The following is a 21960-nucleotide window of genomic DNA, read 5'->3' on the forward strand; positions in this document are numbered from 1 at the left end:
GTGGATAAAGAAAACCGGGCGCTGTGGAATTTCACACAACGCCCAGTTCGGCTCGGCTACGTCTTGTGGGGGTGGCTAGAAGGTACCCCCGCGGCCGATGGGTCCGCCGCCGGAGAATCCGCCGCCCCCGCCGCCTCCGCCAAAGCTGCCGCCGCCCCCGCCGCCGCCGAAGCCGCCGCTCATAATGGAGCCCCACAGCACGGCTTGCGCCATGTTGTTCGCGGTGCGTCGGTTTTGGGCGGCGCGGTAGCGGTTGAGGTCGTCGTTGGCGGCTTTCGCGGCGCGTCGGGCGGTGTTGGTGGCGGTGCGTGCGTAGTCGATGGCGGCGCGGGTGTCCTGCACGCGCAGTTGGTGCGCTTGGGCGTATTCGCGTTTCGCCTGCGCGAGCAGGGTGCGGGCGTGGGAGCCGATGATGCGTCCGCGGGAGCGGATGAGGTCTTCGGCGCCTTGGATTTGCGCGGTGGCTACTTGCATTTGCTGGTCGAAGAGTTGCAGCGCGCGGTGTTGGTCGCCGGCCGCGCCTTGGGCGATGGCTAGTTGTTCGTCGATTCGCGCGTCCACGTCGCTCAGCTCGGTGTACAGCGAAAGCGGGTCATGGGCAGCTCGCTTGTCGACGTCCACGAGCACCCTCCGCGCCGCCTCCGCCACTTCGTCCAGCGCGGCCACATCGATCTGCGCACCCTGCGCACGTGCCGCCTTGACCTCTTCGATTTGGCGCAGTTCGTCTTCGATTTCGCGCTGCAGCGCCGGCAGATTCGCCTGGGCGTTGCGCAGGGTTTCTTCGGCGTGTTCGATGGCGGTGAGGTTGGTGTCGGAAAGGTCGACGGCGCGGGTGGCGGCGCTGAGAACGTCGATTAGTGAGGCCTGCCTACCCGCACCCTGGCGCGCCAGCTCGGATGCTTCGTCGAGGTGTTTTTCGGCCTCGGTGAGCGAATCGCGCGCGATGTCGACGTTGTCTGCGATGGACTGCAGCATTTCTTCGGTGTGGCGTGCGCGCAGCTCATCCAACGTGCGCTGTGCGGGTTCCAGGCGCGCGCGGATATCAATCGTGCGTGCGCGCACCTTGTCCACTTCTTCCGGCGCGCGCATGAGTACGCCGCGCATCTCGTTGAACTCGGCGGTTTTGTCGCGCAGCGCTTGTTCCGCCTTGCCTGAGGACGACACGATATCCACCAGCATCGCCCTCTTTTCGGGTTCGGTTTCGGGGATTGCGTCGTAAAGCTTCTGGTGCGTGTTGAAAGCGCGCTGCAGCGTGGAGGTTGCGGTGTTCATCGCGGAGGTAAACGGGCGGACGCGATCCGCGCCGAACTCGGCGGTGGCCAGGCGCAGTTCCTCTTTGCCTTGTGTGATGGATTCGTCGGCGGAGACGAGTGCGTCGCGCGCGACTTGTTCCAGGGTGTGCGTTGGCAGGCGCCCCAGGGCATCGGTGTCGCCGGGATCCAAGGCGCGGGCGGATTCGAGCTGTTTCGCGGTGGTTTTCTTCGTGTTGCGCCGAGACGCCGCGTACAACCCGCCGCCAGCCAGCGCCGCAATGCCCGCACCGCCGGCAAGCCAGCCCGCGCCGCCGCCGTCACCAGAACCGGAACCGGAGCCAGAACCCGAGCCCGCACTGATCACCGCATCCGCCGCATCGACCGCGGCACCCGCCCAGTCTTCCTGCGCCAGGCGCGGGTACGCGGCGGCGTCCATGGCGTCGATTTCGCGCTGCGTCCACTGGTTGCCGCCTTCGATGGCATAGGCGCGCTCGGATGGGGAGACCGCAAGCACCGCCGTGTTCGGCCCGTTTGCGTCAACGGCCTGGGACGCCCACGTGTTCGGCGCCACACCATCAAAAGACGAGACGAATACCACGCGCAAAGACTTGCCCTTTTCCGCGCTGACCTGCTGCACAGCACTCTCAACGCGCGAGAGATCGCCGGCGGAGAGCACCCCGGCTTCGTCGGTCACCGGCGCGGTTAGAAGGCGTGGGCCGGTGATGGTGGATTGGGCGTGGGCTAATGGGGCGTCGATAAGCATGGCGATCGGTGCGACGCTCAAGCCGAACCCGGCGGCGACAAGGACAGGGATGTGGCGAAGTTTCATGGCACCCAAGGGTAGTCCGATTACGCAAAAGATAGGCTTAAGAACTGTGAGCCGATACCGTTACACCCTGGAAGATGCCGAGCGACGCGTCAGCGAGGCGCCCAAGGGTTCCCAGATTGCGCCGGATGCGGATACGCGCGGCGCGTTTGCCCGTGATCGTGCCCGCGTGCTGCATTCGGCGGCGTTGCGGCGCCTTGCCGATAAAACCCAGGTGGTCGGCCCGCAGGATGGTGACACGCCGCGTACGCGCCTGACACACTCGCTGGAGGTTGCGCAGATCGCGCGCGGTATCGGCGCGGGCCTGGGCCTGGACCCGGACCTGTGTGAGCTGGCGGGCCTGTCGCACGACATCGGGCACCCGCCGTACGGGCACAACGGCGAGCGTGCGCTGGATGAGGTGTCCGCCTGCGGCTTCGAGGGCAACGCGCAGACGCTGCGGATTCTCGCGCGCCTGGAGCCGAAGGTGCTCGACGGCGCCGATTCTTACGGCCTGAACCTGACGCGTGCGGCGCTGGATTCCGCGTGCAAGTACCCGCGCACCCGCACGAACGCGGACGGCACGGTGAATAAGAAGTACAGCGCCTATGACGAGGATGCGGCGATTCTCGCGTGGGCTCGCCAGGGGCATACGGATGATCGCCCGCCGATTGAGGCGCAGGTGATGGATTTCGCCGATGACATTGCCTATTCGGTGCACGATGTTGAAGACGGGATCATTTCCGGGCGCATCTCGCTGAAGGTCCTGTGGGATTTCGTTGAGCTCGCCGCCTTGGCGGAGAAAGGTTCCCTGGCTTTCGGCGGTAGTGCTTCTTTGCTTATCGACGCCGCGTCGCACCTCCAATCCCTCCCCTCCATCTCACGCGCCGCGGACTTTAACTACACGCTCGCCGCGTGGACGGAACTGAAGCAGTTAACGAGTGAGCTGGTGGGGCGCTACGTGGGAGCGGTGACACAGGCGACGCTAGACGCGCACGATGGCCAGGCGCTCGGACGCACCCACGGTGATCTGATCATCCCGCCGAATATTGAGGCCGAGGTCAAGCTGTTAAAAACGATCGCGGTGCTCTACGTGATGGATGTGCCGGCGCACACGGCCCGCCAGGACCGGCAGCGCGAAAGCATCTTCCGCGTCTACGACTACTTGAAGGCCGGCGCGCCGGGCACCCTGGACACGATGTTCCAGCAGTGGTGGCTGACAGCGGAGACGGAGATGGAGCGTGAGCGGGTGATTGTGGACCAGATCGCGTCGATGACCGAGTCCCGCTTAGAGCGCGCCGCGAAGAAAGCCGCCGCGTTCGACGGCTTCTTCTAGCGCTTTTACGACAGCGCCGCTACGACAGCGCCGCGGCGATCTGGCCGAGCGCCTCACGCGTGCCTATCTCTCCGGCTAGCCACGGCAACTCCACCCGCGGCACCGTGGGCAAAAGCGTGGATAGCAACGCGAGCGCCTCGTCTTCAACGCCGCGGCGCGTCGCCATGAACTGACCGTCACCTGCGGGGCTGCGGCGGTTGATCACCAGCGAGCCCACGCGGATGCCGTGGTGCGTGAGCTCCTCGTGCAGCTCCGCGCTTTCCAGCACGGGTAGACGCTCGGCGGTCAGCACGATGTGGAAGACACACCGCGCAGGATCCGTCAGCACCTCACGCAAACGCTCGAACTTCCGGCGCCTGCGCAACAACGCCGCGCGGATCTCGGAATTCCGACGCTCCACTGGATCACTACTGTCCACCACCTTGCCGCTTAAACCCCGCATGGCGCGGGAAAAGGTGTCGGACTGCTCGCGGCGCTCCATAAGCCCACCGGTGTACGCGCTCATCAGCTCCGGCAGCGCAAGCAGGCGGGCGGTGTGCCCGGAGGGGGCGGTGTCGAAGATGACGTGGTCGTAGGCGTCGGTAAGCGAAAGCTCCGCAACCGCCTCCAGCATCGCGGCCTCGTGCATGCCGGGGGAGTTGCGCGACAGATCCAGGTGACGGCGGATTTCCGAATGCATCCGCTCCGGCATCATCGCGCGCATGGAGCGCTCGACTTCCGCCAGGTGGCGTTCAGTGGTCGCCGCCGGGTCCAGCTCCACCACATCCAGCCCCGGCTCCAACTGACGCGGCGTATCAGTTAACCGAGTGGACCAAATGTGCCCGAGATTGTGGGCGGGGTCGGTGGAGATGAGCAGCACGCGCCGCTGTGAAGCAGCCAAGCTCACCGCCGTCGCCGCAGAGACCGTGGTTTTTCCTACGCCACCTTTGCCGCCGAAGAACATCACGGGCGCGGTTTCTAGCAGCATCGGACTCCATCCAGCGGCGAGCGTTCCATGCCCATGCGGGTGTGCCAGGCGTGGAAATCTTCATACATCAGTGGCATAAGTTCCAGCGTGTAGTAGGTCGCCGGGTTCGGGATGCCCAGCAGCTCGGAGGCGACCAAAAGCGTAAACAGGTCGTCTTCCTCGCGCGCGGCACGTGCGAACTCGCGGCGGTACGGCGCCTTGTAGAACTCGTCTAACCCGGCGCCGATTGCTTTAAGACGTTCGAACATCCGCCAATTCACCCGGCATCGTTTCGTCATCACGCCACACAACTGCTGGCTCGCGGCGGGCCTTAGACACCGCAGTGAACGCTTCCACAATGACCCAGATTGCGCAGCAGATGATGATCACGTCCAGGACCAGCAGCAGCCAGTTGCCGGAGTTGTAGAACGTGCGAACCTGCAGGATTGCCGCCCACAGGGACATGGCGGTGACAAAAATCAGCGGCAGCAGGATCGGCAGCGTCGGGCGGCGCAGCTGCGTGAGGATCACGGCGACGATGGACAGCGTCAGACCAGCCATGAGCTGGTTGGTGGTGCCGAACAGCGGCCAGATCAGCATGCCGCCGGAGCCGTCGGTGCCCATGGAGAAGGTCAGACCCATCGCGCAGCCGACGGCGATGATGGTGGCAACCAGGCCGGAGACCTTGAATCCCATCAGCTCGCCGATCTCGCCGACAACCAGGCGCTGCAGGCGCACGCCGGAGTCCATGGTGGTGGCAGCAAACAGCACGGCCATGGTGGCCAGGATTGTGGCGGACAGGGAGGCTGGGATGCCCAGGCCCTCGTTCATCAGCGCGCCGCCGCCCTGGATAAACGCATTCACGCCGCCGGCGTTCCACTCGTTGTAGATGTTCTCCCAGTCGGCGAGCGTCTTGAAACCACTGGTGGTGGCAACGATCGTGCCAAGCGCCAGCAGGCCTTCGCCCACGGCGCCGAAGTAGCCGACGAAGCGCGCGTCCGTTTCCTTATCCAGCTGCTTGGACGACGTACCGGAGGCCACAACGCCGTGGAAGCCGGAGATCGCGCCACACGCGATGGTGACAAACAGCAACGGGAAGATGCCGGGGGTGCCGTCCGGGACGGTCTCGCGAAGTGCGGGTGCCGCAACTTCCGGGCGAACCACCAGGAAGGAGCCGTAGAGGATGATCAGGCCAACGAAGAGCTGCAGGCCGTTGATGTAGTCGCGAGGCTGCAGCAGTACCCACACGGGCAGAAGCGAGGCGACGAATGCGTAGGTGAACAGGAAGATGATCCACCAGCCGCGAGCCGGGATACCCAGCATTTCCTCCGGCAGGGCGAGCGGCACGCGGTCACCCAGGATCATCAGGCCGTAGAGCGCGGCAACGCCCACGATGGACACCAAAGGCAGGTTCCAGTTGAGGCGGTAGATGGCCTGGCCGATTAACAGTGCCACTAGGATCGCACCCCAGGTGGGGATAACGGCGGATGGGGTGGAGATCAGCAGGTTCGAAATCACCACGGCGAACGCGGTATTCACCATGAGCAGCAGCAGGAAGATGACAACCAAGAACAGGTTGCGGCCGCGTGCACCGATGTAGCGGCCGGACAGGGTGCCGATGGATTGGCCGCGGTGGCGTTGGGAGGCCCACAGCGCCCCCAAATCATGCATCCCCGCAAAGAACACCGTGCCAAGGGTTACCCACAGAAAGGCCGGTACCCAGCCCCAAATCACGGCAACGGCCGGGCCGATGATCGGCGCGGCTCCCGCGACGGAGGTGAAGTGGTGGCCCCACAGCACGTATTTGTTGGTGGGAACGAAGTCCACGCCGTCTTCCATGGTGTGGGCGGGCGTCTTGTATGCGTCTGAAAGCTGGTAGACCTTGCGGCCGAGGAACTTGGAATACAGCAGGTATCCGGCGGCCATCATGGCCAGGCCGACGAATACGAGCAGAAGTGAGCTCATGCGCTTCTCCAGTCGTGGGTAGAAACCTTGGTACTTACCCGCAAAAGTATGACAGAAACCACACGTATTTTGTAGGGGTTCTCACAGACATTTAGCAGCCGCGTGTGAACCGCGGCATGGAATTCGCGAAGAGCCATGGACTTCCGAATACGTTCCGAATAGGATGCTCGTATGACCACTGTTGCGCATAGCCCGAATTACACTCGGCGCTCCTCTGATTTGAGTAAGCACTCCGCCGAGGTTTTTGCGTTGGCTGAAGATCATCCCGTGACTGTTACGCGCCGCGATGGGGAAGCGTTGATTCTCATGTCTCAGCGGGAGGCTGAGAGTAGGGCTCAGTTGCTTTCACTCGCTGCGAAGATTGTCACGGCAGCTACTAGTGAAGAGGGAGCGCTGGCGGAGCGTATGTGTCGCGTGTTCCCTTGGATGTTTGCGCTTTCTGAGCAGGACAGGCAGACCTGTGCACAAGACCTACTGGATGCTGCGCGCGCGTCCTTTGCCACTGGGCAATATCAGCTTGCTCTTTCAGAGCTAACTTCGTGGGAGGAGACTGCCTCTGCAATTGCCGCTGGTTTGAACTGTGTGGATCTTGTTTGGATTACTCCTGAAGAACCAGTGGGGCGCCCTTAACCATGGCGGCGGTTAAGAAGGGGGATCCGTTTTGCAACATCGAATGCTGCCAAGGGGTGGCGGGACCTGGTGGCTACGTCCAGAAATGTCATGGCTGACGCGTGGGATTTTCTGACAAGGACGCCGTTGCAAATTACTCCGACTAATTATCGGCTGAAGGGGGAGCTAGGAACTGTCCAACGGGGTGGGAAGTCTTTTGAGCGTTGGCAGCATAAGCCGACGTTGAAAGGTTCTGCTCGGATTTGGTTCTTTGTAGATGGTCGCACGGTTTACTTGGAACAGGTGCACACGAATCATCCGAATCAGACTAAGTAGCTACCGCACGAGCTGCACGCCTGCATCTTCAAACACATTGAGCATGTTGCTTGCCAAAGCCCCCGTCAACCCCCAATCCGCCACCACCACCTTGGAGTAGCGCGGCGAAATTTCGCGCAACACGTCCGCCAGCGCGTCCAGGTTGCGGGCGACGGGTCGTTCGGCGGCGGATTTCGGCCCGTAGGCGGCGACGTTGATGGCGGCGCCGAGGTCGGCCACGCTTCGCACGGGGCGGGTTACCCAAACAGTCAGCATTACTTGCCCTCCACTTCACTGGCCGAAATCTCACAGAACGTTTCGTAGTGGTCGTCGGTGTAGAACCATTCGTCCACAACCCCGTCGCCACCCCCGCCGGTGACTATGCGGCGCGCGCCGCGGTGGTTCACCCCCGGCGTATCCACGGTGTACTCGCGGTAGTAATCCCGCGCCTGGCTAGGTAGGTGGCCTTCGTAGTTGCCGAAGCGTTTGTCGTCGTTAACCGGGTAGGGGTAGGGCCCGCCGTCGTTGATTAAGGAGATGGTGTCCCGGGCTTGTGCGGGGAGGCGTCCACAAGCAGGAAGCCCCGACGGCCCCACACCCGTGCCTACCCCCGGTGTGGTGCACGCGCTGAGTACGCAGCAGGCGGCGAGTGCAATGAGGCGTTTCATAGGTGTCTATCGTGCCACGCGCTACCATGTGCCCATGGCTAAGGGGAGAATTCCGGATAGTGATATTGAGGCTATCCGTGAGCGCGCGCCGATTGAAGAAATTGTCGGTGAGTATGTGCAGCTCAAACCCGCAGGCCACGATTCGCTGAAGGGCTTAAGCCCGTTTAAGGACGAAAAAACGCCGTCCTTTCACGTCCGCCCCGCCCGCGGTTACTATCACTGCTTTTCCACCGGCAAGGGTGGGGACGTGTTTAGTTTCCTGATGGAAATGGAGCAGCTGACCTTCCCGGAGGCGGTGGAGGCGGTTGCGGATCATATTGGGTACCGCATTAATTACCAGGGCGGGTCCACGGGCGCGCGTGATGTGAAGCCGGGTACTCGTCAGCGTCTGCTGGCGGTGAATAAGGCGGCGCATGAGTTTTATCGTGAGCAGTTGGAGACGCCGCAGGCGCAGGTGGGCCGCGAGTTTCTGCTGAATCGCGGGTTTTCGCGCGAGCACATCTATCAGTTCGAGTGCGGCTACGCCCCGGACGGCTGGGACCTACTAACCAAGCATCTGCTGCGCAAGGGGTTTGACGTCCAGGAGCTCATCGCCGCCGGCGTGACCAGCCAGGGCAAGCGCGGCCCGATTGATAAATTCCGTCGCCGCCTGCTGTGGCCTATTAAGGATGCCGCCGGCAATGTCATCGGTTTTGGGGCTAGGAAGCTTTTCGACGATGACCCCATGGGCAAATACATGAACACCCAGGACACGCTTTTGTATCACAAGTCGAAGGTCTTGTTTGGCCTTGATCTTGCGAAAAAGCACATCGCCTCGGGCCACCAGGCGGTGATTGTGGAGGGCTATACGGACGTGATGGCCATGCACGCCGCTGGCGTGGAAACCGCCGTGGCCGCCTGTGGCACCGCGTTTGGCCGTGATCACCTGCAGACCATCCGCCGGCTCATGTTGGATGACAATTTCTTCCGCGGTGAGCTGATCTACACCTTCGACGGTGATGAGGCCGGGCAGAAGGCGGCGATGCGCGCCTTTGATGTGGATCAGGATTTCGTTGGGCAGTCGTTTGTGGCGGTTGCCCCGGACGGGATGGATCCGTGCGATTTGCGCCTTGAGCGTGGCGATTCCGCCGTTCGCGACCTCGTCGCCCGACGCATCCCCATGATCGAGTTCGTGCTGGAATCCATGCTTGCGGATTTCTCGCTGGACCACGCCGAAGGCCGCGTCCAGGCACTCAACCGCACCGTGGGCGTGGTTGCGGAGATCAAGGACCCAGTTCTGCGCACCGAATACGCGCGCAGGCTCGCCGGTTGGGTGGGGTGGCCAAACCCCGATGAGGTGCTGGCCAAGGTGCGTGAGGCGGCGAAGGCCCCGAAACGTGAGTTGCGGCGCAGACAAGAAACCCCCGCAAGCAGCACCGGGGCCACCATGTCTGCCGACCCGTCCGCACCGCGCTTCTTAGCCCCCAACCCGGCGGACCCGATCCTGTGGCCGCAGCGCGAGTCACTGAAGGCTGCGCTGCAGTACCCGGAGAAGGCCGGCAGCTACTTCGACGGCATCAACCCGGACGCGTTTACCAACCCGGCGTACCGGGAGGTGCGCGAAGCCATCGGCACCGTCGGCGGCGCAGCAAGCGCTAGTGGCAACTCCAACTGGATCGCCGCCGTGGCAGGGGAGATGCGCGAGGCCAACGGCCGCAACTTCGTCGCGGAGCTTGCCGTGGAGGAGATCAACGCCGACAACATCGACGTCTACATCGACTCCGTCCTTTCCCGCCTGCAGGAAACACGCGTGGGCGACCAGATCGCCCAGCTCAAGGCGCAACTGCAGCGCATGCGCCCGTCTGATGACGAAACCGCCTACAACGCACTCTTTTCCGACCTGCTCGCGCTCGAGCAGGCGCGCCGGGAGCTCAACGCCCGGGCGCTGCGCTCCACCCCACCCGGAATGTAAAGCGACCGAGTGCTTAGCGCAACGGGAAGCTAGGCGTCCCTCTCGGTCGTGAACCAATCCTAGTGGCTACTTGTCCGTGTCGGCCAGTGCGGCTTCGCGGGCAGCCAGCTCCACCGCATCCAACGCCTGGTCGCCGCTGCGTGCAGCGCGAAGGGCATCCAGGTACTGGCCGTATTCTTCGGCGCTCCAGTCGGCGTCCTTAGTTAGACCCGCAACGCGTGCGCGGTTGGAACAGATAATGGCGGGCTTGTTTTCCTCGCCATCTTCCTGCTCACCGGCAAGGAAGTAGGCGATGCCAGAGGCGAACTTCGGCGGCAGACCAGTGCCCACCAGCAGCTCGTAGGCCTCAACCGGCTCGATGCCGTCCTGCAGCTTACGCACGGCATTCAGAAGCTTCGCGGCGTTGCCCTTGTTGCGCAGGAAGGACTGCAGCTGCATGACCTGGTTGGACTTGCCAGCCATGTAAGCGAAGCAGGCGCCCAGGAAGTCGATGATGTACTCGCGCGCAAACCCGGACTCTTTGACTACGGATGCAAAGTCGAAGACTTCGCTGCGGGTGATGGTCGCTGTAGCGTCGTCACGAAAGGGCGGGACGCGGCGCAAGTGGTGGGGCCAGCCGGTTTTCCAGCGGATGGGGGAGAAGCTGACGGTGTGTTCCATCACGTCGCCGTGGGTGGGCGCGTGGTTTGCAAGTGCCTGCGAAAGATCAGTCATGGGTTCTATCATCGCATGCATGCCTACGCTTGTGCTTGACCCCCGCTGGCCTGACATGGTTCCGCTAACAATCGCCCAGCACATTACGGGCCCGGTTGAGTACACCCCCGAGGTCCCCGAGCATGCGCGCGCGTGGCCGCACAGTCAAGGCGCGGAGTGGATTGTCACCACCGAAGACCGCGAGGGCATCCGCGTCCCCTCACTCGAAGACCCCGTCTACCAGGCCGTACAGACCATGCACGCGGCGCGTACGCGCGGGGAGTGGGAGCAGGCGATGACGCACGAGGCGCTGATTCCCTACCTGCTGGAGGAATCCCAGGAGCTCGCCGAGGAGATCACAAACCCCACCTCGGAGGCGAATTTGCGCAAGGAACTTTCAGACGTCCTGTTGCAGGTCCTGTTCCACGCCGAGATCGCCGCAGAGCGCGGCGCCTTCACATTCGACGATGTGGCCGAAGCCTTTGTCACCAAAATGCGCCAGCGCGCGCCCTATCTTTTCGACGGCTCAACGGGCACCATCCCCACCGCCGAACAGGATCGCCTGTGGGAAGAAGGCAAACGCCGGGAGCAATAAACCCAAAAGTTACGGCAGCAGGTTACGCAGCTCCGGCAGGCCGGCGCGCGAGGACAGCTGCGAGACAAACTCAATTGCCTGGGACTGCGGGGTGACCGGGTCCGGCTTGACCACGCCGCACTGCAGCGCGCGGTCACCCAGCTTGTTCACGGTCGGCGCGGTGACCAGACGCAGGGAGGAGTCGTCGCCAATCGCGCCGTTGACTTTGCGAACCAGTTGGGAGCGGGTGGTGTCTGCGTCCACAAGGCCGGCGACGCGCAGTGCCGCGCCGAGGGTGTTGCAGTCTGCGGTTTCAACTTCGCCGTTGACTACGCGGATGAGTTGGACAAGGGAGTTGTCGGCAGCGGCGGCGGGCGCAAGGGCGACGGCGGCGGCTACCAGGCATGTTGCAATACGAGTTTTGTGCATAAAAGCACTATAGCTGTTACTGAAGTGACGCGTGTGACTCATGCTAGACTTTTTCGCCATGACTACCCGGCGTGCCTCCCGCGCGGCGAAGGGCTGCGGCTGCGCGGGCCTGATCGCCGTGGTGTTGACCATTGTGTTGGTCGCCGCAGTTGTGGCCTGGCTCGCCTCACTCACCAACACCCCGGTGCTGCCCACGCAGCGCGAGCCGGTCCCCACCCACATGCCGCCGGATGCAGCACAAGCACCTCCGCTTATCGACGTCCACGCGCCCGGCCGCACCGCCAACCACCTCGGGGAGTGGGCGCAGCCGATTGCGGACGAAACCCGCATTGACCCCCAGGCGGTTCGCGCTTACGGCAATGCCGCCTTGATTGCCGCGGAAGCCTGGCCGGCGTGCAACCTGCAGTGGAACACCCTTGCCGGCATCGGCTGGGTGGAAACCCGCCACGGCACCTACACGGGCCGCAGTTTTGACCCAGCGAGGTTGACCGCGGACGGAACGCCGGACCCGCAGATCATCGGCCCAGCCCTGGACGGCACGGGCAACTTCGCACTGATCACGGACACTGACGGTGGTGTGCTGGACGGGGATACGGAGTTTGACCGTGCGGTTGGCCCCATGCAGTTCATCCCAGAGTCCTGGGCGCGCTTTGGCCGCGACGCAGACGGCGACGGCTACCCAAACCCCCAGCAGATTGATGACGCCGCACTGGGCGCCGCCAACCTCCTGTGCGCCAACGGCCGTGACCTATCTACTGAAGAAGGCTGGCGCCAAGCCATCTATGCCTACAACCACTCCAATGATTACGTGGCAAAGGTGCGCGACGCGGCCGCCAACTACGCGCTGAATCAGCCAGCGCACCGCTAGCCCCGCCCGCGTAAAAACAATTGGTGTTCTCAATGCATGCGGGGTGAAAACGTGCAACAATTGGACACGTACTAGTACTTGTTTCACCACCAAGGAGTTGAACCGGCATGTCCGACATCATCCACGTATTTGCTCGCGAGATTCTTGATTCCCGCGGCAACCCCACCGTTGAGGCAGAGGTCTTTTTGGATGACGGTTCCCACGGCATCGCCGCGGTACCGTCTGGCGCGTCCACGGGTGAGCACGAGGCGCATGAGCTGCGTGATGAGGACGAGCGTTACCAGGGCAAGGGCGTACAGAAGGCCGTTCACAACGTCAACGAGAAGATTGCAGATGAGCTGGTTGGCGTTGAGGCTGATGACCAGCGTGTGATTGACCAGATCATGATTGAGCTGGACGGCTCGGACAACAAGAAGAACCTGGGCGCAAACGCGATCCTGGGCGTGTCCATGGCGGCTGCCAAGGCTGCGGCTGATTCCGCGAACCTGCCGTTGTACCGCTACATCGGTGGCCCGAACGCGCACGTGTTGCCGGTGCCGATGATGAACATTCTCAACGGTGGCGCTCACGCTGACTCTGGCGTGGATGTCCAGGAGTTCATGATCGCTCCGATTGGTGCAGAGACCTTCTCTGAGGCGCTGCGCGTTGGCACTGAGGTGTACCACGAGCTGAAGGCTGTTATTAAGAGCAAGGGCCTGTCCACTGGTCTTGGTGATGAGGGCGGCTTCGCCCCGTCTGTTGGCTCCACCAGGGAAGCACTTGACCTGATTGCAGAGGCTGTGGAGAAGGCAGGCTACAAGCTTGGGGACGATGTCGCGCTCGCCCTCGACGTCGCCTCCTCCGAGTTCTTTGACAACGGCGTATACAACTTCGAGGGTGGAAGCCACTCCGCTGAGGACATGGCGAAGGTTTACGCTGACCTGATCAATGAGTACCCGATCGTCTCCATCGAGGACCCGCTGGATGAGAACGACTGGGAGGGCTACGTCAAGCTCACCGCTGAGATTGGTGACAAGGTCCAGATTGTCGGCGACGACTTCTTTGTCACCAACCCCACCCGCCTCCAGCGCGGCATCAACGAGAATGCAGCCAATGCGCTGCTGGTGAAGGTCAACCAGATCGGCACGCTAACCGAGACCTTCGATGCCGTCGACCTAGCCCACCGCAACGGCTACCGCACGATGATGTCCCACCGCTCCGGTGAGACCGAGGACACCACGATTGCAGACCTTGCTGTGGCCCTTGGCTGCGGCCAGATCAAGACTGGTGCACCGGCACGTTCCGAGCGTGTGGCTAAGTACAACCGCCTGCTGCGCATCGAGCAGGAGCTTGGCCCAGCAGCTGTCTACGCAGGCTGCAACGCCTTCCCGCGTTTCAAGTAAGCACATATAGCGCCAAGTCGGCCCCGTCCTTGCAGTCCATGCAGGGCGGGGCTTTCGCCTTTTGCTTTTCGACGTCACGTGTTCGTTTAAAGTAGCGTCCAAAGCAGACAAACAGTGTTTCAACGGAAAGGGTGGTCGATATGGCAGCAGTTGAAGTCACTATCGCCCCCGCCGTGTTGGAATGGGCTATTCGCCGCACAGGGCTGAGTGATGACGACCTGAGTGCGCAGTTCCCAAAACTGGACCAGTGGGTTTCTCGCGAAGCGAAACCGACGTTAGCGCAGGCACGCAAGTTAGCGGACAAAGCGCATGTCCCGTTTGCGTTTCTGCTGTTGGAGGCTCCCGTAGCCGATAACTCCGGGGTTGCGGATTTCCGGACAGTGCGAAGCGCGGCCATTGCTGAACTCAGCCCGGAACTTCAAGACGTACTTACCGCTGCGGAGAGCCGACTTGCGTGGTACGCAGACCACTCCGAAGCGAGCGGAGTTGAGCCTCCGGCTATCTTCGCGTCAGTGCCTGGCGGAGTCAGTGTCCGTGAAGCGGCACAAGAGACCCGTGCGGTGCTTGGGCTACCACCGGAAGTCCCACTCAAGGGATCTGAAAAAGTCTTGTCGCTAGCGCGCTCAATGGAGGATGCTGGTCTGCTGGTTTCGCGCAATTCGATCGTTGGAAATTCTACGAAGCGCAGTCTTAATGTTGAGGAGTTCCGGGGCTTCACCATCGAAGACAGCGGATTCGTCCTCGTATTTGTTAATACGAATGACGCGAAAACGGCGCAGCTTTTCAGCCTTGCGCACGAGTTGGGGCATGTTGTCCGTGGCAAGCCAGGGTTGTCTGACCACAGCGACAGGCAAGAGCTGGAGCAGTGGTGCAACGAGTTCGCCGCTGAGTTCTTGGCCCCTGGAGAAGCTGTTCGCCAGGGTTACAAATCCGGCGAAGTGCTGGATGAGGTGGATGCGGTGTCACGGCGTTTTGGACTTAGCCGCGAAGCTTCGTTGCTGCGCCTTCAAAAGCTGAATCTGATCACTAAGGCGGATGCCGCAGAGGCATACCCCGTGTTGATGGGAGCCAAACCAAACGAGGGTGAAAGCCGGACTGGCGCGCCACAGTTCCCAGTGCTTGTCCGGGCACGGGTGGGCGAGCGGTTCTTTGACACGCTCACCCAAGCCGCGGTGGATGGTCAGGTATCTGACATGGAGGCCGCGAGGTACCTAGGTGCGCGTAGCTTCGACAACTTCCAGAACCTGGTTGCTAAGCGGCGCCCCATCGGAATGCAAGGGGCGTAGCGAGTGTACCTAGTTGATACGAACTTCCTTGGCCATCTTGAGTATTACTATCCAGGCACTGTCTTTCCGTCACTCTGGGTGCAACTGGAGCAGAAGCTTTTCACACCCCAAGTCTGCTTCCACCAGGAGGTGGATAAGGAATTACAGCGGTGGTCTCACCCCCGGTTTGGCTGGTATAACACCCACATCCAGAAGAACCAGATTTTATACCCTGACCAGTTAGAAATTAACCGCTATGGGGAGGTAGCGAACTGGGTTCAGAAGGATAGGCAGCCTAGCTATAAGCCATTCGCGGTAACCGATTTCTTTACGGCGGCTGATTCGTGGCTGGTTGCCTCCGCATACCGCCACGGCGCAATCATCGTCACCGCTGAGGTTGGTGCTCCCAACGGCGTGAAGAAAGTGAAAATCCCCGACGTTGCACAACACTTCAACGTGCCGGTGATTACTCCACTCGATTTTCTCCACGCCTTGCAGATATCGGTCTAGGCTCTTCGCTCTTTTGCCTATCGACGCCACGTCAAAACCCCAAACGCCCCCACCCCCGACTAAGCTCAACAATCACTATGACCCCAGATGCACCAAAGCCGCGCAGGAAGCGCCGCGCGCCGAAGACGGTTCCTGTTGCTTCCCGGGACCGCGCGCAGCGCGAGCAGGCAGAGGCCCGCAAGAAACAGGGTCGCGCCAAGCCTTTGATCCTGCAGCAGGATCTCGCATCCACTGGCATCCTGATCGCCGTGATTCTCACCGTGTTGATCGCGATTGCGGTGCCGCTGCGCAATTACTACGAGGGCCGCAGCGAAATCGCGCGCGCCCAGGCGTCTATCGAGGCACTCCAGCAGCGTAAAGACGAGCTGGAGGCGGATATCGCCCGCTACGAAGACCCGGTCTACGTGGAGCAGGAAGCCCGCCGACGCCTCGGCGTGCTCGCAGAAGGGGAGACGGCCTGGCGCATCATCGACCCGCGCATGACGCAAAACCCCGCGATCACTAGCGAGGAAGCACCTGACGACCGCGAGTGGCATCAATTCCTTTGGGACAGCCTCCGCGAAATCCCGGAAGCCGAAGCGCCGGAAGAAGCTCCTGCTGAGGCGCCGGCTCCCGAGGAGGGGCTTGCGCCCGAGGAGGAACCGGCACCTGAGGAATTGCCTGTGTCGGAGGGGGATCCAGCTCATGAGGACGCCCCGGCTTCTGAATCAGCGGAGCACTGAACCGATACCCCGGAAATGGCTCAGGCGATCTAACTCTGGTGATAGGGCTTCCAACTGGCTTACGCGACGAATAAATACCGTATCGCCCGGACAAAATGTGGGTACAAGGGTGAGTTTCAGAGGAATACGAGAGGGAGCATTTAGCCTCCACCCCCATTGCCCACGTTGCTCCACTAAGATATGGCGAGTACTCCTGTGTTGAACAACCCTGTAAGGAAACCATGTCGGTTAAGCCGAAAATCATGACCGTCTACGGCACGCGCCCAGAGGCGATCAAGGTTGCGCCAGTTGTGAGCGCACTTCAGAACGACGACCGCTTTGACTCTGTGGTGGTGTCTACTGGTCAGCATAAAGAGATGCTGGAGCAGGTAAATAAGCGCTTCGGTATCACCCCGGATCACGATATGGCGTTGATGAAGCCAGGGCAGACCCTCAATGAGTTGGTTTCTAGGGCGATCCAGGGGCTTGATCCCATTATCGAGGCCGAAAAGCCTGACGTCATCATTTCCCAAGGTGACACCTCGACAGCCATGGTGGCAGCGTTGGCTGGTTTCCATCGAGGCGTGAAGATTGTTCACCTTGAAGCTGGCTTGCGTACCGGCAACATTTTCTCGCCATTTCCTGAGGAAGCGAATCGAAAGATTATCGGTCAGGTTGCTTCTCTCCATCTGGCCCCCACGAGTGAATCGCGCGAGAATCTTCGTCGGGAGAACTTCCGTTCAAAGGACATTGTCGTCACCGGTAATACCGTCATTGATGCACTATTGGCCGCGTCTGAATGGGACGTTGAGTTTGATGATTCGCGTTTGGAGGAGCTTCGGAATTCCGACGAGAAGCTCGTCCTTGTTACCACCCACCGCCGCGAGAATCTAGACGCGATGAAAGAAATTGGCGGTGCAGTCCAGGATCTTGCGAAGTCCTACCCGGACCACATTTTCGCACTGCCTTTGCACCTTAACCCTAAGGTGCGAGATGCGGTTCTCCCGGAGGTTGAGAATCTCCCGAATGTCATCATCACGGACCCGCTGCCTTACGATCAGTTCACGGCGTTGATGAGCCGTGCATACCTCGTCCTCACGGATTCGGGTGGAGTGCAAGAAGAGGCGCCTTCACTTGGTAAGCCCGTTCTCGTGATGCGTGAGAACACTGAGCGCCCTGAAGCTGTTGTTGCTGGAACGGTAAAACTGGTTGGTACTGACCGAAATCGAATAGTCGCGGAGGCGAGGAATCTTCTCGATCAGGATGCAGCGTACGAAGCTATGGCGAACGCAGTCAACCCCTACGGGGACGGCCAGGCCGCTGAACGGGCGGTCGCTGCTATTGCAGAGTTGGTAGGCGTTGGGGAGCGTATTGACGAGTTTGAACCGGAGATTGTCAGCAAATAGGAAGTAACCGGGACTGAACACACGGGCCTAGTAGGCAACGGTACGCTTTAGGAGGAAAATCTGAGCCGCATAGTTAACGGGTGAAAGATTAACCCTTACGAAAGGAAAAGAAAGTGGCAAACACCGCGGTGCACAATACGTTTGAAGACGTCTGCGTCGTTGGCCTTGGATATATCGGTCTTCCGACGGCGGCGTTCATCGCATCCAAGGGAGTAAAGGTAACCGGTGTTGATGTAAATCCAGTCTTCGTTGACTCCATCAACAAGGGCGAAGTGCCGTTTGTTGAGCCGGGATTTGACGAATTGCTCAAGGACGTCGTGGAACGCGGTTTTCTTACCGCGCGTTTCGACCAGGTGGAGGCGGACGCCTATATCGTCTGCGTGCCTACCCCGTTCAAGGGCGACAATCACGAGGTAGATACCAAATACATCAATGCAGCGGTCGATGCGATGGCGCCACATTTGTGCCGAGGTGCGCTCGTGGTTCTGGAGTCAACTTCCCCTCCTGGAACGACTCGCAAAATGGCTGAGTACATCATCGAGAAGCGGCCTGATCTCTCGCTTGATGAGGAAGATGAGAATGCAATCTTCATCGCGCATTGCCCGGAGCGCGTCCTTCCGGGACAAATCATGGAGGAAATGGAGAATAACGACCGCGTTATTGGCGGCTTGACTCCTAAGGGCACTGAACTTGCGCGTGATTTGTACGCGACTTTTTGTACAGCAGAGCTACTGACGACGGATGCGACGACGGCAGAGATGGCAAAACTCACCGAGAATTCTTTCCGTGATGTGAATATCGCATTTGCGAATGAGCTTTCTCTCATTTGCGACCGGCTTGGAATCGACGTCTGGGAACTGATAGAGCTTGCTAACCACCACCCGCGTGTGAATATCCTCAAACCCGGACCCGGTGTCGGGGGACACTGTATCGCAGTAGACCCTTGGTTCATCGTTTCTGCAGTCCCAGAGGAAGCTAAGATCGTCCGCCAGGCACGCGAGATCAATGATGGGAAGCCGTCCTTCGTCCTGGACAAGGTAGAAAAGGCACTAAGCGAGTCAGAAAATAAGAGGGTTGCAGCGCTCGGTATCGCTTTCAAGGCAGATATCGACGATCTTCGAGAGTCTCCGTCGTTGAGTATCGTAGAGACACTGGCGGAGCGAAATCCTGAAGCCACGGTTTCGGTAGTTGAGCCAAACATTGAAACCCTGCCTGACCGTCTCGCGGCCTATAAGAACATCGAGTTGGCCGATTTGGTTACCGCCGTTACAACCGCGGACGTTGTAGCTCTTTTAGTTGATCACCGAGAGTTTGTTGGTGTTGACCAGAATTTGCTTAACGGAAAGACGGTGATTGATACCAGGGGAATTTGGCGCTAACTTACTCGTGCTTTACCTTTAAGAGTTGAGGGTTCAAGAATGACTGTCCCAGGGCGGCTCAAAGGGGTCTAGCTCCTTCGGCTAGAACTGCGGTTTCATATCTGCTGCTCGCCGGTTTGAGCTCCCTTGGCTCCGCATTTATTCAGTTTGTAGTTAATCGGAGGTGGCTAGGGCATGCGCATCCTTCTCGTCACCCAGTATTGGCACCCAGAAAACGGAGTTCCGCAAAGGCGTTGGTCTTGGCTAACGAAAGTGCTTATCGATGCGGGGCACGAAGTTTGCGTAATTGCGCCGCCACCGAGGGGCAGTCGGTCGAATAAGATCAACTCTCATAGTGGAGAGGCACGGAGGCGTCGGACCGAAGGGCCGGTCGGCGAGAGTATTTTTCGCAGTTCCGCGTATCGCGTAGGGAACTCGATTACATCGAAAGCAGTCAGCCAGGTAATGATTGCTTGCTCCCAAGTTTGGACGCTCCTGAAGAACCGGAAGGAAATTCAAGCTGACGTTGTAATCGGGACTGTCCCCGCTCTACCGACCGCTGCTGTAACTTGGATAGCTTCGAAGTTTCTTGAACGCCCGTACATTATCGACCTCCGAGATGCCTGGCCAGATCTCATGGCTGAAGCTTCGACTTGGAACGCCGCGATCGGCGCTCCGTCGATCCGGGAGAAACTTGCCAAGAACGGTCTTTTACAGATCGTGACACGTTTGTCCACAAGAGTCCTAAATTATTTACTCCGTGGCGCGGAGGCGATTCTGGTCACCTCGAGCACCTTGCAAGCCTCCCTGGAATCTCGTCCTGAGCTGACGAGGCAAGGTCGCAGCCCAGACGTTACAGTTATTCGAAATGTTTTTCCAGCAGCTAGTCAGCCGACGAATGAGCGAGGAAAGAACCATAATAAAGATCATTTAAACGTGTTGTACGCGGGCACGATTGGTCGAGCTCAGAACCTCCAGAACGCATTGCAAGCGGCTAGCTTGGCTCAGCAACAAGGCTTGCAAATACACATGATTTTTGTTGGCGCTGGTGCGGCGCGCGAGCAGCTTGAAGAGAAAGCTAGGAAATTAGGCGTCGATGCGCGCTTCATTCGTCTAAAACCAGCTGAGCGCTTGAATACGTACTACGACTGGGCTGACACCGCTTTGGTTCATTTGGCTGAATGGGAGCCCCTGCAGCGGACGGTGCCTTCGAAGACTTATGAACTACTATTCAACCAGATTCATATATCAGGGGTGGTAGAGGGAGAAGCCGCTGATCTGATTAGAGATCTGGACGGCGGAGACGTTGTCTCGCCGCAGGATCCGGCGGCCCTTGCGAAGCTTTGGGTTGCCCTTGGCAGAAATCCGAGTCGTCTGAAAGTCGGAGCCACTGGTCGTGACTGGGTAATTCGTGAACGTCAAGAAACTACGCCAGTTCGATTGCTAAAGCTTTTACAGCAGATAGAGGTTAGGCATGGCGGTGCGTCCGGCTAAGCATTACCGGTTATTCTTTTCTACGATGCTGGCGGACTTCTTGTCAGGGCCGAAGCTGTTTCTCCAGAAAGTCATTGTGAAGATTGGCCGAAGAGCCCAAGCGGGCGGCCTTAAACCTCCAGCTTTGCTTAAGTCTATCGAACGCGCGGGCGTTCCAGACAACACGTCGGAGCGAGATTTTCGGGATCCTATCATTCCCTCCGCTGAGCCAAAACACGCCAGCGAAGCACGGGTTTTGTATCTAGTTAATAGTGCGCAACCGTACACGGTGAGTGGATACACTGTGCGTACTCAGAAGTTGCTTCTTGAGTTAAAGCGAGAAGGAGCAGCTGTCTTTCCAGTTACACGGCTAGGGTATCCGGCTACAATCGGCGAAGTTCCTGAGCAGGATGTTATCGACGCCGGTGGCATAACTTACTTTCTCTTGTTGCCCACTCGAATGTCCTTGAGGAGAAATAAGAACCGCCAACAAGCGATCAATCTTCTCGTAAAACTAGCGCGTCAACTTGATGTCACCCTGCTTCATACGACGACAGATTTCAGAAACGCAAGTCTAATTAGCGAGGCCGCACGAATCCTGGGAGTTCCATGGGTCTACGAAGTCCGCGGGGAACGTGATAGAACGTTGGCGATCAAGGGCGCCGCTTCCAGAAATGGCGACTTTCTCGAACAGTTTAGGCAACGAGAAACCTTAGCTATGCGGGCAGCTTCTGCGGTATTCGTACTCAGTGAAGTATCAAGGCGTCGCGTCCAAAATCGAGGAATTCCCAAGGACAGAATCTTTGTCGTTCCGAATGGATTCGACTGGGATGAAGCTAGCAGCGTTCCAGACAAGAAAAGCGCTCGGGAGAGACTCGGACTTCCATCTAAAACTAAACTCATCGGGACGATTACTTCGGTTGAAGACTATGAAGGAATTGATGCGCTTATCCTGGCTTTGGAGTTCCTTGATAACGACATTAAAGCTCTGGTCGTTGGTAGTGGCTCGGCTCTTCCTGCTCTTCAACAGTTGGCGGCTCAGAGGGGACTAGGAGATCGGGTTATTTTTGCGGGGAAACAAGACCCACAAGCAGTTCCTTTGTGGTGTGCTGCGCTGGATGCGTTTGTTTTGCCGCGACGGGACCTCGAAGTATGCAGAGCCGTCACCCCGCTAAAGCCGATGCTCGCGATGGGGATGAAGATCCCAGTGGTAGCTTCCGACCTTCCGGCGGTTAGAGAAGCAACGGGCGAATTAGCTCTGTATATTCCACCGGACGATCCAGAATCGTTAAGTGAAGCTCTGCGAAAGGTTCTAGCGGATCCAGAATCCTTTTATGGACATAGTTTGGATACTTTTTTGGAAACGAGAACATGGCGAAGCAGTGCTCAAATCATGCTTCAAGCCTATGAAGAAATCGTTACACACGGCGTTTAGTTCTGCATGAGACGGATC

At 59.8% G+C, this 21960-nt stretch carries 21 protein-coding genes; 13 read left to right on the forward strand and 8 right to left on the reverse strand.

The window, feature by feature from the left end; genetic code table 11:
- Positions 1-75 precede the first annotated feature (75 nt).
- Positions 76-2082, reverse strand: coding sequence for a TPM domain-containing protein (locus AK829_RS00750; protein WP_052203404.1), 2007 nt, complete (start codon positions 2080-2082; stop codon positions 76-78).
- On the opposite strand from AK829_RS00750, the gene AK829_RS00755 reads away from it, so the two are divergent.
- Positions 2081-3394 (forward strand): deoxyguanosinetriphosphate triphosphohydrolase, encoded by a 1314-nt coding sequence (locus tag AK829_RS00755; protein ID WP_052203407.1) that lies wholly within the window; start codon positions 2081-2083, stop codon positions 3392-3394. The genes AK829_RS00750 and AK829_RS00755 overlap by 2 nt on opposite strands.
- Positions 3395-3413: 19 nt before the next feature.
- On the opposite strand, the gene AK829_RS00760 is transcribed toward AK829_RS00755, so the two are convergent.
- From AK829_RS00760 to AK829_RS00770, 3 genes are read right to left on the reverse strand one after another with little or no spacing between them, the layout of a single operon-like run.
- Positions 3414-4361 (reverse strand): ArsA family ATPase, encoded by a 948-nt coding sequence (locus tag AK829_RS00760; RefSeq protein ID WP_052203408.1) that lies wholly within the window; start codon positions 4359-4361, stop codon positions 3414-3416.
- Positions 4352-4609, reverse strand: a complete 258-nt coding sequence (locus AK829_RS00765; protein WP_052203409.1) for a cory-CC-star protein — start codon at positions 4607-4609, stop codon at positions 4352-4354. Before AK829_RS00765 ends, AK829_RS00760 begins: the two co-directional genes overlap by 10 nt.
- Positions 4593-6305, reverse strand: a complete 1713-nt coding sequence (locus tag AK829_RS00770; RefSeq protein WP_052203410.1) for a carbon starvation CstA family protein — start codon at positions 6303-6305, stop codon at positions 4593-4595. Before AK829_RS00770 ends, AK829_RS00765 begins: the two co-directional genes overlap by 17 nt.
- A gap of 171 nt (positions 6306-6476) precedes the next feature.
- On the opposite strand from AK829_RS00770, the gene AK829_RS00775 reads away from it, so the two are divergent.
- Positions 6477-6935 (forward strand): prevent-host-death protein, encoded by a 459-nt coding sequence (locus AK829_RS00775; protein WP_052203411.1) that lies wholly within the window; start codon positions 6477-6479, stop codon positions 6933-6935.
- A 315-nt stretch (positions 6936-7250) separates the two neighbouring features.
- On the opposite strand, the gene AK829_RS00785 is transcribed toward AK829_RS00775, so the two are convergent.
- Together AK829_RS00785 and AK829_RS00790 are read right to left on the reverse strand one after the other, a co-directional pair.
- Entirely contained in the window at positions 7251-7505 is a 255-nt protein-coding gene (locus AK829_RS00785; protein ID WP_052203421.1) for a hypothetical protein, read from the reverse strand.
- Entirely contained in the window at positions 7505-7897 is a 393-nt protein-coding gene (locus AK829_RS00790) for a ribonuclease domain-containing protein (protein WP_052203423.1), read from the reverse strand. Before AK829_RS00790 ends, AK829_RS00785 begins: the two co-directional genes overlap by 1 nt.
- A 34-nt stretch (positions 7898-7931) precedes the next feature.
- Between AK829_RS00790 and dnaG the strand changes: the two genes are divergently transcribed.
- A complete protein-coding gene (dnaG, locus tag AK829_RS00795) occupies positions 7932-9848 on the forward strand; it encodes a DNA primase (protein ID WP_052203425.1) in 1917 nt (638 codons plus the stop codon).
- Positions 9849-9914: 66 nt separating this feature from the next.
- On the opposite strand, the gene AK829_RS00800 is transcribed toward dnaG, so the two are convergent.
- Complete coding sequence (locus AK829_RS00800) at positions 9915-10562, reverse strand: 8-oxoguanine DNA glycosylase OGG fold protein (RefSeq protein WP_052203427.1); 648 nt, start codon at positions 10560-10562, stop codon at positions 9915-9917.
- Positions 10563-10581: 19 nt separating this feature from the next.
- Here AK829_RS00800 and AK829_RS00805 point away from each other — a divergent pair, with 19 nt between their 5' ends.
- Positions 10582-11136: a MazG nucleotide pyrophosphohydrolase domain-containing protein gene (locus AK829_RS00805; RefSeq protein WP_052206285.1), complete on the forward strand. Its 555-nt coding sequence runs from the start codon at positions 10582-10584 to the stop codon at positions 11134-11136.
- A gap of 9 nt (positions 11137-11145) precedes the next feature.
- Here the strand turns inward: AK829_RS00805 and AK829_RS00810 are convergent, their stop codons facing one another.
- Entirely contained in the window at positions 11146-11544 is a 399-nt protein-coding gene (locus AK829_RS00810; RefSeq protein ID WP_052203429.1) for a hypothetical protein, read from the reverse strand.
- Between the two features lie 58 nt (positions 11545-11602).
- Here AK829_RS00810 and AK829_RS00815 point away from each other — a divergent pair, with 58 nt between their 5' ends.
- The 9 genes from AK829_RS00815 (at position 11603) to AK829_RS00855 (ending at position 21942) form a co-directional block, all read left to right on the forward strand.
- Complete coding sequence (locus AK829_RS00815; RefSeq protein WP_052206287.1) at positions 11603-12412, forward strand: lytic transglycosylase domain-containing protein; 810 nt, start codon at positions 11603-11605, stop codon at positions 12410-12412.
- Positions 12413-12519: 107 nt separating this feature from the next.
- A complete protein-coding gene (gene eno / locus AK829_RS00820) occupies positions 12520-13794 on the forward strand; it encodes a phosphopyruvate hydratase (protein ID WP_052203431.1) in 1275 nt (424 codons plus the stop codon).
- A 140-nt stretch (positions 13795-13934) separates the two neighbouring features.
- Positions 13935-15080 carry an ImmA/IrrE family metallo-endopeptidase gene (locus AK829_RS00825; RefSeq protein WP_052203433.1) on the forward strand — a complete coding sequence of 382 codons (1146 nt, stop codon included), beginning with the start codon at positions 13935-13937 and terminating at the stop codon, positions 15078-15080.
- Positions 15081-15083: 3 nt separating this feature from the next.
- Positions 15084-15569 (forward strand): DUF4411 family protein, encoded by a 486-nt coding sequence (locus tag AK829_RS00830; RefSeq protein ID WP_052203434.1) that lies wholly within the window; start codon positions 15084-15086, stop codon positions 15567-15569.
- 77 nt (positions 15570-15646) lie between these two features.
- Positions 15647-16291, forward strand: coding sequence for a septum formation initiator family protein (locus tag AK829_RS00835; RefSeq protein ID WP_083439691.1), 645 nt, complete (start codon positions 15647-15649; stop codon positions 16289-16291).
- Between the two features lie 221 nt (positions 16292-16512).
- On the forward strand, positions 16513-17676 hold the full coding sequence (gene wecB, locus AK829_RS00840) for a non-hydrolyzing UDP-N-acetylglucosamine 2-epimerase (RefSeq protein WP_052203436.1): 1164 nt from the start codon (positions 16513-16515) through the stop codon (positions 17674-17676).
- 113 nt (positions 17677-17789) lie between these two features.
- On the forward strand, positions 17790-19055 hold the full coding sequence (wecC, locus tag AK829_RS00845) for a UDP-N-acetyl-D-mannosamine dehydrogenase (RefSeq protein ID WP_052203437.1): 1266 nt from the start codon (positions 17790-17792) through the stop codon (positions 19053-19055).
- Positions 19056-19229: 174 nt separating this feature from the next.
- Positions 19230-20528, forward strand: a complete 1299-nt coding sequence (locus AK829_RS00850; RefSeq protein WP_083439692.1) for a glycosyltransferase family 4 protein — start codon at positions 19230-19232, stop codon at positions 20526-20528.
- A complete protein-coding gene (locus AK829_RS00855) occupies positions 20509-21942 on the forward strand; it encodes a glycosyltransferase (RefSeq protein ID WP_052203440.1) in 1434 nt (477 codons plus the stop codon). The genes AK829_RS00850 and AK829_RS00855 overlap by 20 nt, the downstream gene beginning before the upstream one ends.
- The last annotated feature ends 18 nt before the right edge of the window (positions 21943-21960 follow it).

Source organism: Corynebacterium riegelii (assembly GCF_001263755.1).
GTDB lineage: Bacteria > Actinomycetota > Actinomycetes > Mycobacteriales > Mycobacteriaceae > Corynebacterium > Corynebacterium riegelii.

Coding starts and splice junctions, on each gene's coding strand:
- AK829_RS00755 (WP_052203407.1), top strand. CDS start 2,081: ATGGCACCCAAGGGTAGTCCGATTACGCAAAAGATAGGCTTAAGAACT.
- AK829_RS00750 (WP_052203404.1), bottom strand. CDS start 2,082: ATGAAACTTCGCCACATCCCTGTCCTTGTCGCCGCCGGGTTCGGCTTG.
- AK829_RS00760 (WP_052203408.1), bottom strand. CDS start 4,361: ATGCTGCTAGAAACCGCGCCCGTGATGTTCTTCGGCGGCAAAGGTGGC.
- AK829_RS00765 (WP_052203409.1), bottom strand. CDS start 4,609: ATGTTCGAACGTCTTAAAGCAATCGGCGCCGGGTTAGACGAGTTCTAC.
- AK829_RS00770 (WP_052203410.1), bottom strand. CDS start 6,305: ATGAGCTCACTTCTGCTCGTATTCGTCGGCCTGGCCATGATGGCCGCC.
- AK829_RS00775 (WP_052203411.1), top strand. CDS start 6,477: ATGACCACTGTTGCGCATAGCCCGAATTACACTCGGCGCTCCTCTGAT.
- AK829_RS00785 (WP_052203421.1), bottom strand. CDS start 7,505: ATGCTGACTGTTTGGGTAACCCGCCCCGTGCGAAGCGTGGCCGACCTC.
- AK829_RS00790 (WP_052203423.1), bottom strand. CDS start 7,897: ATGAAACGCCTCATTGCACTCGCCGCCTGCTGCGTACTCAGCGCGTGC.
- dnaG (WP_052203425.1), top strand. CDS start 7,932: ATGGCTAAGGGGAGAATTCCGGATAGTGATATTGAGGCTATCCGTGAG.
- AK829_RS00800 (WP_052203427.1), bottom strand. CDS start 10,562: ATGACTGATCTTTCGCAGGCACTTGCAAACCACGCGCCCACCCACGGC.
- AK829_RS00805 (WP_052206285.1), top strand. CDS start 10,582: ATGCCTACGCTTGTGCTTGACCCCCGCTGGCCTGACATGGTTCCGCTA.
- AK829_RS00810 (WP_052203429.1), bottom strand. CDS start 11,544: ATGCACAAAACTCGTATTGCAACATGCCTGGTAGCCGCCGCCGTCGCC.
- AK829_RS00815 (WP_052206287.1), top strand. CDS start 11,603: ATGACTACCCGGCGTGCCTCCCGCGCGGCGAAGGGCTGCGGCTGCGCG.
- eno (WP_052203431.1), top strand. CDS start 12,520: ATGTCCGACATCATCCACGTATTTGCTCGCGAGATTCTTGATTCCCGC.
- AK829_RS00825 (WP_052203433.1), top strand. CDS start 13,935: ATGGCAGCAGTTGAAGTCACTATCGCCCCCGCCGTGTTGGAATGGGCT.
- AK829_RS00835 (WP_083439691.1), top strand. CDS start 15,647: ATGACCCCAGATGCACCAAAGCCGCGCAGGAAGCGCCGCGCGCCGAAG.
- wecB (WP_052203436.1), top strand. CDS start 16,513: ATGTCGGTTAAGCCGAAAATCATGACCGTCTACGGCACGCGCCCAGAG.
- AK829_RS00850 (WP_083439692.1), top strand. CDS start 19,230: ATGCGCATCCTTCTCGTCACCCAGTATTGGCACCCAGAAAACGGAGTT.
- AK829_RS00855 (WP_052203440.1), top strand. CDS start 20,509: ATGGCGGTGCGTCCGGCTAAGCATTACCGGTTATTCTTTTCTACGATG.